The sequence below is a fragment of the Sphingobium sp. DC-2 genome, assembly GCF_000722555.1.
GTDB classification, from domain to species: Bacteria; Pseudomonadota; Alphaproteobacteria; order Sphingomonadales; family Sphingomonadaceae; genus Sphingobium; species Sphingobium quisquiliarum.
Map to the genome: position 1 here is coordinate 1 of NZ_JNAC01000113.1, position 10982 is coordinate 10982.

At 59.4% G+C, this 10982-nt stretch carries 10 protein-coding genes and 1 pseudogene; 3 read left to right on the forward strand and 8 right to left on the reverse strand.

The features are described 5' to 3' along the window. The 6 genes and pseudogenes from ET21_RS0119150 to ET21_RS28935 form a co-directional block, all read right to left on the reverse strand. The coding region (locus ET21_RS0119150) for an AMP-binding protein (protein WP_030540909.1) at nucleotides 1-868 on the reverse strand (868 nt) is incomplete at its 3' end. Then, on the reverse strand, nucleotides 865-2268 hold the full coding sequence (locus ET21_RS0119155) for an aldehyde dehydrogenase family protein (protein WP_011950407.1): 1404 nt from the start codon (nucleotides 2266-2268) through the stop codon (nucleotides 865-867). The genes ET21_RS0119155 and ET21_RS0119150, both read right to left, overlap by 4 nt. A 172-nt stretch (nucleotides 2269-2440) precedes the next feature. Further along, nucleotides 2441-4609, reverse strand: a complete 2169-nt coding sequence (locus tag ET21_RS0119160) for a PQQ-dependent dehydrogenase, methanol/ethanol family (RefSeq protein WP_107917704.1) — start codon at nucleotides 4607-4609, stop codon at nucleotides 2441-2443. Between the two features lie 16 nt (nucleotides 4610-4625). Next, the gene (locus tag ET21_RS26055) at nucleotides 4626-5525 is read right to left on the reverse strand and encodes a transporter (protein ID WP_202807142.1); all 900 of its coding nucleotides are present in this window, start codon (nucleotides 5523-5525) and stop codon (nucleotides 4626-4628) included. A gap of 429 nt (nucleotides 5526-5954) precedes the next feature. After that, nucleotides 5955-6269: a LysR family transcriptional regulator substrate-binding protein gene (locus tag ET21_RS26720; RefSeq protein WP_030540910.1), complete on the reverse strand. Its 315-nt coding sequence runs from the start codon at nucleotides 6267-6269 to the stop codon at nucleotides 5955-5957. A gap of 75 nt (nucleotides 6270-6344) precedes the next feature. Beyond that, a pseudogene (locus ET21_RS28935) lies at nucleotides 6345-6404 on the reverse strand (hypothetical protein); the annotation flags it as partial. Between ET21_RS28935 and ET21_RS27850 the strand changes: the two are divergent. Beyond that, nucleotides 6395-6664: a hypothetical protein gene (locus ET21_RS27850; RefSeq protein ID WP_125723807.1), complete on the forward strand. Its 270-nt coding sequence runs from the start codon at nucleotides 6395-6397 to the stop codon at nucleotides 6662-6664. The pseudogene ET21_RS28935 and the gene ET21_RS27850 overlap by 10 nt on opposite strands. Nucleotides 6665-6820: 156 nt before the next feature. Beyond that, nucleotides 6821-7780 carry a zinc-binding alcohol dehydrogenase family protein gene (locus ET21_RS0119175; RefSeq protein ID WP_030540911.1) on the forward strand — a complete coding sequence of 320 codons (960 nt, stop codon included), beginning with the start codon at nucleotides 6821-6823 and terminating at the stop codon, nucleotides 7778-7780. A gap of 38 nt (nucleotides 7781-7818) precedes the next feature. Here the strand turns inward: ET21_RS0119175 and ET21_RS0119180 are convergent, their stop codons facing one another. Beyond that, nucleotides 7819-8559 carry an SDR family oxidoreductase gene (locus ET21_RS0119180; RefSeq protein WP_030540912.1) on the reverse strand — a complete coding sequence of 247 codons (741 nt, stop codon included), beginning with the start codon at nucleotides 8557-8559 and terminating at the stop codon, nucleotides 7819-7821. 279 nt (nucleotides 8560-8838) lie between these two features. On the opposite strand from ET21_RS0119180, the gene ET21_RS0119185 reads away from it, so the two are divergent. Beyond that, nucleotides 8839-9726 carry an AraC family transcriptional regulator gene (locus tag ET21_RS0119185; protein WP_202807143.1) on the forward strand — a complete coding sequence of 296 codons (888 nt, stop codon included), beginning with the start codon at nucleotides 8839-8841 and terminating at the stop codon, nucleotides 9724-9726. A gap of 98 nt (nucleotides 9727-9824) precedes the next feature. Here ET21_RS0119185 and ET21_RS0119190 read toward each other — a convergent pair whose 3' ends face one another. Further along, nucleotides 9825-10835 (reverse strand): hypothetical protein, encoded by a 1011-nt coding sequence (locus tag ET21_RS0119190; RefSeq protein ID WP_125723805.1) that lies wholly within the window; start codon nucleotides 10833-10835, stop codon nucleotides 9825-9827. Nucleotides 10836-10982: the final 147 nt, after the last annotated feature.

Here is a 10982-nt window from a genome sequence, read left to right on the forward strand (position 1 = left end):
AGAGCGACAGCCTACCTCTGACTGCCGCCAATCTTTGCAACAGAGCCTCTCGCACCGCCTCAAGTGTCATCCGCGCATCATAAGCCTCTCCGGGGTAGATCATCGCAGCCCCGCTCGTCACGGATGCAAGATTACCCAGGACCATGCCGAAGCAATGATAGAGCGGAACCGGAATGCAGATGCGGTCCTTGACGGTGAGATTGATGGTTTGTCCCGAAAAATAACCATTGTTGAGAATGTTGCGATGCGTAAGCGTTGCCCCCTTTGGAAAACCCGTCGTGCCGCTGGTGAATTGTATGTTGATGGCATCGTCCGGTCGCAGACTTTCCGATGCCGCGCCCAGCAGCAGGGGATCCGCCGACACGCGCAGTTGCTCCCAAGGAATGAAACCGTCATGTGCCTGCTCACCAAGCGAAATCACCAGGCGAAGGTCAGGTAAACTACGCGTCCCGATCTCGCGTAGCATGGCGATGTAGTTACTGCTTTTGAAGGCAGATGCCGTCACCAGCACGCTGCAGCCGACCTTTGCGAGCGCATACTCGATTTCGCTGACACGATAGGCAGGATTGATGTTTACCAGGATCGCGCCGATCTTGGCGGTCGCGAATTGAATCACGGTCCATTCGGCGCAATTGGGCGCCCAGATGCCGACCCGATCGCCGCGACGCACCCCATGATCGAGCAGTCCGCACGCGACCCGTTCCGCTTCGCGGTTCAGTTCCTGCCAGCTCCAGCATATATTCTGATGCCGGGAAACCAATGCCAGTTCACTCCCCCAGCGCCGGGCAGCCACCGATAGGGCTTCTCCCAGCGTCATCTCCAGCAGCAGAACATCAGCCGCGCCTTTCGCAATTGAGAGCACGGTCACCTCTTGATGTTGATCACTTGGAGCTGCGTATATTCGGCGAGGCCCTCGACGGACTGCTCGACACCCAGGCCGGAATTTTTGAAGCCGGCCATGGGGATGTGCGGGCCGATCGCGATATGCTGGTTGACCCACATCTGACCGCTTTCGATACGCTCGGCGATCGCCGCGGCGCGCTCGACATCTTTCGACCAGATGGATCCACCCAGGCCGTATTCGGAGGAATTGACGCAGCGTACCACGTCGTCCACATCCGAGAAGGCGATGACCGGCAATATGGGTCCGAATTGCTCTTCATCCACGATCGTATGGCCGTCGCTGATATCCCGGACGATGGTCGGTTGGATGAAATAGCCGGCTCGCTCCATGGCTTCGCCACCGGCGATGATCTTGCCGTCGCGCCGGGCCGCCTCCAGGAATCCCTTCACCTTTTCAAATTGCGCGCGGTTCTGGATCGGACCGATATTCGTTCCCTGCTTCAGTCCGTCATCGACGACGGCTTCCTGCGCCAGCCTTGCCAATTCGTCGCACATCGCCTCGTAGATCGATTCATGCACATAGGCCCGCTTCACCGCCAGGCAGACCTGTCCGCAGTTGAGGAACGCGCCGTTGAAGATCGCCAGCGCCGTCTCACGCACATCGACATCCTCCAGCACGATGGCCGGATCGTTGCCGCCCAGCTCGAGCGTGACGCGCTTGAGCGTATCAGCGCTGCTCGCCGCGATCCGCTTGCCGGTGGCGGTCGAACCCGTGAAGCCAATTTTGGCGACATCCGGATGGGCGGTGAGATGCGGCCCCAGGTCATTATCGTCGGTGATGATGTTGACCACGCCCGCCGGGAAGATGTCTCGGCACAGCGCGCCTAATGCAAGGGCGGTGACGGGCGTGGTAGGGGCCGGCTTCAAGATGATGCTGTTTCCCGCCAGCACGGCGGGACCGATCTTCCAGCAGGCGACGAGCAGCGGGAAGTTCCATGCGATGATCCCGACGACCACGCCTAGCGGCCGATGCTTGACGACGATATGGGCCTGCTCATCGTCCTGTATGACCCGGTCGGGAAGCTCGAGAGTGGCGTAGTGCCGGAGATATCCTTCCGTCCACGCAACTTCCCCCTGGGCCTCGGCAAAGGGCTTGCCCTGTTCTTGCACCAGCAGGCGCGCGAGATTGTCGCCATCGGCCGCGATGGCATCGGCAAGCTCGATGAGCTTGGCCTGGCGCTGCGCGAAGGGCGTCTCGGCCCAGCCGGGATAGGCTGCCTTGGCGGCTTTGATGGCTTCGTCGGCCTGAGCCGCTGAAGCGCGCGGCACGGTCACGAACGCTTCGCCGAGTGCGGGGTTGATGACCTCGAGCGTGCCATCGCCCTCCACGAGTTGGCCCCCAATCAGCAACTTATAATCAGACATGCTTGTCTCCAGCCTCATACGTGGGAAAATCGAATATGCAGGGCATCCAGAGCGCCCCATGGTCGCCGGTCTTCAGTCCTGACCGGCGCAAGCGTTTGTCGCCGCCTTTTCACAAAGGATCGGATGACCGGCGGCGGGCGCCGAAACCGCCGGTCATCCTCTCTAAGCGAGCCTATTTTTTCGGTTTTGCGCTCGCGGCAGGTTGTCCGCGCACAGAATCTGCAGTGCCTTGAATGAACGCCTTGAGCTTCTTGACGTCCTCTGCGGTAAGCTTGCCCTTGAAATCGGGCATACCCTGCTCGGCCATCGCACCTTCGAAAACGAACGCTTCAAGATTGGCGATCGCCTCGCGGGGCGCATAACCCAGGTTGGGCAAATTGCCTCCCTTGTCGACGCCAGGAACGCCATGGCAGAACAGACAGTTGCTGACGTAGAGTGCGCCTCCAGGAGCGACGTCCTTCTTGTCATAGGGCACGCCCGAGAGCAGTTCCCCCTGCTCATATTTTCCGAACTGCGGCAACGGCGCCTTGCCGCCGATGACGAAGGTGTAGACCGTACCAGGCGAACTGCGGTCGGTAGCGCGCTGGGACTCACCGAAAACACCGCCCCAACCCACCGCAATCGAGACATACTGCTTGCCATCGATCTGGTAGGTGATCGGAGCCGCGATGACGCCACTGCCTACCGGCGACTCCCACATTTTATGGCCGTTGCGCGCATCATAGGCTACGAAATGCCCATCTGCGGTTCCTTGGAACACCAGATTCCCCGCTGTGGTCAGCGTGCCACCATTCCACGGCGAAACTTGTTCCTGACTCCAGACTTGCTTCTGGCGCACCGGGTCCCATGCGATCAGGCGACCGAAGGGTTTGGCCTTCGTCGCCGCGCCTCCCAGCAAACTGCCTGTGTTCCAACCGATGCCGCTCATGGGCTGGCCTGGAATGTTGGAGCGATATTTCCATTTCGGATCGTCCGCCAGCGAAAGCGGCACATGCTGCGCGGGAATGAACGCCAGCCCCAAAGCCGGATTGAACGACATGGAATGCCAGTTGTGCCCGCCAAAAGGACCGGGAATGATCTCATAGGGCGTGGCCGAGCGGACGCCGGGCAATTCGATAGGCCTGCCCGCCTTGTCATAGCCCGAGGCCCAGTTCACCGGCACGAAATTCTTCGCGGAGATGAATTTGCCGTTTGTCCGATCGATGACGAAGAAGAAGCCGTTCTTGGGCGCATGCAGGATCACTTTGCGCGGCGCGCCGTCGACCGTCATGTCGGCCAGGATCATATCCTGCGTCGACGTGTAATCCCAGTTGTCCCCCGGCGTCTCCTGATAGTGCCAGACATATTCGCCGGTATCAGGATTGAGCGCGACGATCGATCCGAGATAGAGATTGTCGCCGCCCTTGGGACTGCGGCGATTGCGCGACCAAGGCGCCCCGTTTCCGACGCCGATATACATGAGATTGAGCTGCGGATCGAACGCCATGCTGTTCCAGACGGTGCCGCCACCGCCCGCCTCCCAATAGCGTCCGCTGGGGTCCCAGGTCTTGGCGGCGGCTTCCATCGCCTTGTTCTCAAACGGCTTCGATGGATCTCCCGGGACCGTGAACCAGCGCCAGAGCTTCTTGCCCGACGACGCATCATAGGCGGTGATATAGCCACGCAACCCCAGCTCCGCGCCACCGTTACCAATGATGACCTTGCCCTTGTACACACGCGGCGCGCCGGTGATGGTGGCTGGCGAGTCCGGCGATAGTCTGGTGTCCTCTTCCCACAATTTGGCGCCGGACGCCGCATCAAGCGCGATGAGACGACCATCGAAGGCTCCGACGAAGACTTTTCCCTCATAGACGGCCACGCCCCGGTTCACGACGTCACAGCACCCCTTGCCGCCCGCGCTGCGCGGCACTTGCGGATCGAACGTCCACAACTGCTTCCCCGTCCGTACATTGATTGCATGCACGACGCTCCAGGATGCTGTCACGTACATGATCCCGTCCACAACAAGCGGCGTTGCCTCTACGCCGCGGGTCGAGCCCAGATCATAGGTCCAGGCCAAACCCAGTCGGGCGACATTGTCAGTGGATATCTGGGACAGCTTGCTGAAGCGCGTTTCCGAATAGTCGAGGCCGTAGCTGGGCCATTCCTCGGAAGTCGCAGCGTTCTTGACAATAAAGTCACCGTTAATTTTCCCGGCGATTTTCGAGGTATCGACGGGTGCCCGGTTGCTCGCTTCGTTCGACCGCGAGCAACCACTCAGTGTCGTACCCAGCAAGAGGAAGCCCGCCCCCACAAGGGCCATTCGCCCCGGCTTTCCCCGCCCGAAAAAGATGATCGACATGTCTTTGTTCTTTCTCTCAAATACTTAGAAGACCTTCAGAAGACGCAAATTGAGGCGGTTCGATTCCCGAAATCCGCTCCTCACCGAAATGTCGCGGCCGTAGGTGGCGAGCAATTGCACGGTCTTCGCCGGAAACCAGGCCATTCCGACATTGCCCTTCCAATTGCTCGCTTGATCCTGCTGCCTGATGCCATCGATCCTCGTCTCGCCACCCGTGACGAACGAGCCGCCGACGCGGAAATCGAGGTTCGGCTTGAGCTGATAACGGGCGAAAGCCTGGAACTGCCCGCTTGCGGATTGCGTCAGACGCGCCGAAGTCGTTATTCTTGCCATAGAAGGTCACGTCGCCGACGAGGTCGATCGAGATCTTGGGCGTGACCCCCTTAACGAAGCCGCCCTGGAGCACGAACTTCCAACGGTTCTCGCCCAGGTTCAGGGGGCGGGTGCGATCATATGATCCTGTCGGCACATAGACGAATGGCGTGATACCGAAATAGGTATTGCTCTTGGGCTTGTTCACCAGCCAAACGGTGGCTGCGAGGATAAGATCGCCGGCCGCGCCGCCGCTTTTACCCAAAGCGTGCGTATCGCCCTTCCCTTCCAGCTGACCGAGCGGAAGCAGAAACTGCGGGTCGACCGTCAGGCCGGCAATGTCCATATAGTGAACGCCGCGCAGAATGAATACGGTCGAGTCCAATCCGGGATCACCCGGCTGCTTGTCGCCCTTGGCATAGATGGCGTCGCGCTCGGCAAATTGCGCATAGACAATGGCCAGATTGGATCCCGGCGGCAGTGCGACATAGTCGCCGGCATCAACGTCGGTCGCCCATGCCGCCGTGCTGGCCATCGGCGTACACAACGCAACGCCTCCCCACAGGGCCGCCTTCAAAAGCGAACCTTTATTGAGATTACCCATTATCCTCTCCCTCCATTATATCATAGTTGGTAACCCCTAAGCACAAAGCGTGCCAAATCGGAGATTGTCCAATCTGCTGGAAAATGACCACGGTTGGGGGAACGCGTCTCAGCTAACTGTAACGAAATAGAACAGGTGTATTCGGACACCCGTATCGTCAGGTTTCACCTTGGCAGATGGATCAAACCGAGAGCTTCGGCATCCAGGCCGATCAAAACAGGATTGCTATCTCTCCTGTCATATTTGCGAGGAGCCATCCGCCGATATTCCGCCCGACAAGCAGCACGTCGGACGCGAGCCAAGGCAATTTCGGACTGGCGTGAGCAAATCTTGTTGTTCGGCCAGAGGCTTTCGCAATGGAGATCACGACCACCCACGCGTAGGCCGTTTCTCGACCCCTTGCCGCAGGTCGAGGAACGGACCTATGGATCAGCAAAATGCGCGGACCATTGCGCTCGTGATGGACCTGGACCCACGGACGTGATTATCGATACCTTTTCGTTCGGCATCATCAGCGAAGGCGACGTCGAGCGTTCCCATGGCCACGTTATGGCTTGTCCTACTCGTCGTATCTTCCGTGAGGGTGATGTTCACCGATGGAAATAGAGCTTTAAACTGACGCAGCACATCACCAAACAACCCGCCGGTGCGCGATGATGTAACTCCGATGCGGACTTGCCCCGCCTCCCCACTGTCGACAGCAACTGCGTAACGAGCGGCGAGATCTAATTGCTGGGCGGCCATTGCCCGTTCCAAGAAGGCAGCGCCTGCCGTTGTGGGCGAAACACCAATTCGACTTCGCTTGAACAGGGGAACGCCTAATCGGTGCTCAAGATGCTGAATGCGTCGGCTGAGTGACGATTGGGACAATGCCAGCATCTCTCTCGCTCATCGAAACTGCCAGTTTCCGCCGCCGCGATCGCGCAGCGCAGATTTCGCAGATCCAAGATCATATTCGGCAAACATCACTCCCCCATGCCAATATCCGCTTCGGACGGCCGCGTTTTGTGCCGGAGTTTGGCGTTGCCAACACCGTCTCGGTAGTCCCGCGTCCTGAAAACTCCGTCGCCGATAGGGGAACACTGATGACAGCAGCTGCGCACGCTGAGGAAGCACCTAACTCCACCGATGGCGATTGATGTCGGCGGCAGCGCTCCTGATTATGCAACACAGATGCACGTTCGCCGATGCTACCGGATCGTGATCGGCAGTGCCACATGCAGATAAATTTGCGTTCCGGTCCCAGCAATTCCTACGCAACCGCCTCGGTCCGTCGCGCATCGAAAGGAACGACGATGAAAGCGGCTGTCTACGATCATAACGGTCCACCGGAAGTCCTTCGCTACACGGACGTGCCCGACCCCAAAATTCGTTCGCGGGATGTCCTGATCCAGGTCGAGGCGATATCCGTTGAGGGCGGAGACCTGATCAACCGTCGCAGTTCGCCGCCGGGGCACCCCGCATATGTCGTCGGCTATGCCGCAGCGGGCACGGTGGTGGCGATCGGTGACGCGGTCACGGACCGCAAGCCCGGCGACCGAGTTACCTCATGGGGCTTGGATGGATCCCACGCCCAACTCCGCGCAGTTCCGACAGATCAGACTTGGCTGCTGCCCGCAGGCGCAGGCGTAGCAGAAGCCGCGGCGATCCCGATCGGCTTCGGAACTGCCCATCATTGCCTGTTCGCGAGAGGGCGGCTCTCAAGCGGAAGCTCCGTCCTCATCCAAGGTGCAGCGGGGGGTGTCGGGGTCGCGGCAGTACAGCTCGCCCGCCAGGCCGGCGCGACCGTAATCGCCGTCGCTAGCGGTGAGGATCGCGTCCGCAGCGTCATCGAGCTCGGTGCATCGCGTGTAATCGACCATAACGTCGAATCGGTCGTGGACGTGGTCCGTGACCTCACCGGCGGCCGAGGCGTTGACCTCATCGTCGATCCGGTAGGTTCCACCTTGGCGACATCCCTCGCCGCGCTCCGCGACGAAGGAGTCTTGGTGTCCGTGGGCAATGCCGGCGGCGGGGCTCTGACAGTGGATTTTTGGCCAGCGGTGCAGCGAAATCAAACGGTCATCGGCGTATTCATGGGAACCGTCCTGTCACGTGCAGCGGTGCGCCAAACCATCGACATGATGCTCGCCGACGTTGCGAAAGGCAGTCTCACCGTGCCAATCGACAGAAGGTTTCCGCTCGCCGAGGCAGGGGCCGCCCATCGGTATGCCGAGGACAACAAGGTCCTCGGCCGTATCGTGCTGATCCCCTGACGCCGATTTCGCGCCCAACCGCTACCGAGCGCCCGCTGTCAGGCGATCGCGCCCGCGTCGGCGGTCAAGGTGGCGCCTGTAATTACACTCGCCGCGGGACTTGATAGAAACACGACCGCATTCGCGATTTCACTCGGCTTGGCGAAGCGGCCCAGAGACGTCAAACTCCGTTGGAAATCTGCCGCCGGGCCGTCTGCGGGGTTCGCGTCAGTATCCACAGATCCGGGCTGCACGAGGTTCACGGTGATGCCCTGCGGCCCGAGTTCACGTGACAACCCGCGAGTGAAGGACGTAAGCGCGGCCTTGGACATCGCATAGGCCGTTACGCCCGGAAATGGGACGCGTTCGCCGAGCCCCGACCCAATCGAGATTATGCGCCCCCCAGCGGAGAGATGCGGAATGGCGGCCTTCGCGAATAGCACTGGTGCTCGCACGTTGACGTCCATCAGCTTCTGATACTCGGCCACATCGAGGTCGGCGATCAGACCGGAATGGCCGATCGCCGCGCTATTGACGAGAATATCAAGACCACCGAGCGCCGAGACGGCCTCGCTCACGGCGCGCGTGATCGCATCCGGGTCTGCGCTATCGGCCTGTATGGCGACCGCGCGACGTCCGACACCATGTATAGCTTGAGCGACCTCGTCAGCCTTTTCGGCGGCGTGCTGGTAGGTGAACGCGATGTCCGCGCCGCTTTCGGCCAGCGCCAGCGCGATCGCGGCTCCGATGCCTCGCGAAGCTCCCGTAACCAACGCACGTTTTCCATTCAGATCGATCATATATTTGTCCTTTTCTACCATTTTGACGCTGCCGGTGGCGCGAGTCCGTATGATGCAAGGCGCGAGCAGTGTGCAGCTCAGTCTCAGCTCGTCATGTTGTGTGAAAGCTATCGCCGCCCGTCACGTCCGCCTCGCGCAAGTGCACGATTGGCGTCGGCAATTTGGTTCGGAGCCTCGTCATCGCTTCGCATTTCCTTGTCCTTGAGATAGGTCAGCGACAAGGAAACGGCATTCCCGATACTACCTTACCCTTGCCTGATCCTACCAAGTGACTAACTAATGGGTATGTTTGATCTCGAGATCGCGACCCGCCGCCTGCTTGACGATATCGCACCCCATATTGCTCCGCGTGGCGGGCTTGTTGGGCAGGCAACACCTGTTCCACGCTTGACGCTATGGACGAGCACGAGTGTCACGCCCCCCACAGCGGCGGTATTTGAGCCTATGTTCTATGCCGTCGCGCGTGGCGCAAAAGTCCTGACGATGGGCGCCAACCGTTTCGAGATGTCGGCCGGCGACTGCGCTGCGTCATCCTTTGGGCTGCCCTATTCTCATCAGCTCATTGGCGCGACGCCGTATGCTCCGTATGTCGGCATCAGCCTCCATCTGGACGTCGATAGGCTCACAAGGGTCGTACTCGACATGCCTAAACATCAGGAGCGATGGACATGCGCGGTAGCGGCGGGCGATCTGGGTGGCGTGGTCGGCGAAGCGTTCACGCAGCTCGTCGGCCTTGTGAACGCGCCTGACGACATAGGGGTGCTCGCGCCACTCTACGAAAGCGAACTCTATTATCGTCTCCTGCAAAGCGCGATGGGCGGTACGCTACGTCAGATCGTGGAGCGGAACGATCGTGTTCGGCAAATCAAGGCGGCCGCAGACTGGCTAGGCGCCCATAACGACGAACCAGTGATCATCCAGGAATTGGCAGCAAGCGCAGGCATGAGCGTGACTTCATTTCATAGGCACTTCAAGGCTGTTACCGGATACAGCCCGCTCGCCTTTCAGCGTCAAATGCGCCTTCTCGAAGCTAGAAAGTTGCTTGTGGCTGGCAGCACCAATGTGGCGCGTGTTGCATTCGAGGTGGGCTATCAAAGCCCGGCCCAGTTCAGCCGAGAATACAAGAACATGTTCGGCAACTCACCGCTGATCGATCTGCAGCGCTGACCTGACCTGATGATGTTCAGCAGGAACAAATGCTGAGAAACCCGGGTCCTCGCGTGCAACGGGACGGTCGAGACACGTATTTCGCCGTCCGTCAGAAATCATTGCGCAAGGAGGTAGAGCTGTTTCTCTCGGTAGTCCCAGACAGTCTTGAAATTCCGCAGGAAGACAAAACCGAGTTCGAGTTCTGTATCTTCGGTAATTCCAACCGGCGCTGCGCTGGCCGACGCGCCCTCTTCGACCTCGATGCCCGGAGCGCTGACGTCGATCCTATCGGCAATCCGAACAGTCGCTAGGTCGAATGTGTCCGGGTTTTCCGTTGAGCTTAGCTGACCACCGTCAAGCAGGCGCCGTCTTTTTTCCTCACCGATATTCAGAGACCCATACATGCCGGTGTCCAGGCTGACGATCGCATCCACATCGCCGATACGCGCCCGTATCAAAGGGATGTTGGGGAGCTTCCGGGTTTCGAACGGCAATGCTGCAACGAGCTTTTCGCCACCCAGAAATCTGTCAGGACCTTCTTCGTAGAAGGTTACTTCTAAATGCTGATAATCAAGTTTCATAGCGTAGCTGGAGAAAAATCCGTAGCCGATCCAGCCTAAAAAATCTGGCGTGATCTTCTCGAGCATACGCGCGTCCTGGCTCCGCACGCTGGTTACGCGCGGATAGTCGATATCCCCGATACGAATCTTCCGGACCTCAGAATGGAGGCGCACATCGTAGGTCTGGCCACTGCCGAAATGACCGGTGCCTATCTTGCTTCCCCCAACTAACGGCACCCGATGATCGTTGATCACAAGGGCATCCTGCATACCGGTGTCGAGCATGAACTTGCCCCTCACACCTGCGATCTCGCCCTCGATGAAGGGAAACTCCCGGACCATGACAAGAGGCAGTGTAACTGTCTTGCCGGCCAGCCGCATTTCCGGAGCGCGGTCTGATTTGGTTGAGATTGGAGGATTGGCGGTCGCAGATAGAGGTGTCACCAACGCTACCAAGAGCGACAGCTGTATCGCTTTACATCGCATGATGACTTTCAGATTGGCCGATAATCCTGATTGAGGGCCCTCATCGGAAGTAGTGATGGCCGCTTTAATCTCCAATTGCATTTTTCTGGTCGCTTTCGTTCGTCGGCATTGTTGGCTGGTTCACTTTCCACGTGAGTGGCCGTCCGGCTCTTACAACACTCGTTCATTCCCGGACTCGCGGGGACTGTCAGGATTTCCGTGTGCGGCCGGGCGGTTGATCATCAGGCC

Excerpts from the sequence above, each read along its gene's own strand:
- ET21_RS0119190 (WP_125723805.1), bottom strand. The coding sequence starts at position 10,835 with ATGCAATTGGAGATTAAAGCGGCCATCACTACTTCCGATGAGGGCCCT.
- ET21_RS0119160 (WP_107917704.1), bottom strand. The coding sequence starts at position 4,609 with ATGTCGATCATCTTTTTCGGGCGGGGAAAGCCGGGGCGAATGGCCCTT.
- ET21_RS0119180 (WP_030540912.1), bottom strand. The coding sequence starts at position 8,559 with ATGATCGATCTGAATGGAAAACGTGCGTTGGTTACGGGAGCTTCGCGA.
- ET21_RS26055 (WP_202807142.1), bottom strand. The coding sequence starts at position 5,525 with ATGGGTAATCTCAATAAAGGTTCGCTTTTGAAGGCGGCCCTGTGGGGA.
- ET21_RS27850 (WP_125723807.1), top strand. The coding sequence starts at position 6,395 with ATGCCAGCATCTCTCTCGCTCATCGAAACTGCCAGTTTCCGCCGCCGC.
- ET21_RS0119155 (WP_011950407.1), bottom strand. The coding sequence starts at position 2,268 with ATGTCTGATTATAAGTTGCTGATTGGGGGCCAACTCGTGGAGGGCGAT.
- ET21_RS0119185 (WP_202807143.1), top strand. The coding sequence starts at position 8,839 with ATGGGTATGTTTGATCTCGAGATCGCGACCCGCCGCCTGCTTGACGAT.
- ET21_RS0119175 (WP_030540911.1), top strand. The coding sequence starts at position 6,821 with ATGAAAGCGGCTGTCTACGATCATAACGGTCCACCGGAAGTCCTTCGC.
- ET21_RS26720 (WP_030540910.1), bottom strand. The coding sequence starts at position 6,269 with ATGGCCGCCCAGCAATTAGATCTCGCCGCTCGTTACGCAGTTGCTGTC.